Origin of the sequence: Sodalis-like endosymbiont of Proechinophthirus fluctus (assembly GCF_001602625.1) — a bacterium.
GTDB lineage: Bacteria > Pseudomonadota > Gammaproteobacteria > Enterobacterales > Enterobacteriaceae.
Genome location: NZ_LECR01000077.1, coordinates 34,534 through 34,896, shown reverse-complemented (window position 1 = coordinate 34,896; position 363 = coordinate 34,534). Strand labels below are relative to the sequence as shown.

At 53.2% G+C, this 363-nt stretch carries 1 protein-coding gene; it reads left to right on the top strand.

The features are described 5' to 3' along the window. Positions 1–363, top strand: a 363-nt coding sequence (locus tag BG74_RS17870; protein ID WP_305809587.1) for a nitrilase-related carbon-nitrogen hydrolase, incomplete at both ends; no start/stop codon positions are given.

The following is a 363-nucleotide window of genomic DNA, read 5'->3' as shown; positions in this document are numbered from 1 at the left end:
GCATACCCGTTTAATCACCGGCATCATCGACGCGCGACCTACCCCGCATGGCTACGATTATTACAACAGCATCGTGGTTTTGGGAGAAGACACTCCTTATCGTTATCCTTCGAAGGATCGCTACAGCAAGCATCACCTGGTGCCCTTTGGCGAAATGGTGCCGTTTGAGCGTCTCCTGCGGCCACTGGCACCGCTATTTAATCTGCCGATGTCTTCACTCAGTCAGGGACAGTATTTACAGCCGCAACTGCAGGTGGCCGGCATGAAACTGACAGCGACCGTCTGCTACGAGATTATCCTGGGTAGCCAGGTGCGGGATAATTTCCATTCCGATACCGACTTCCTGCTGACCTTATCCAACGA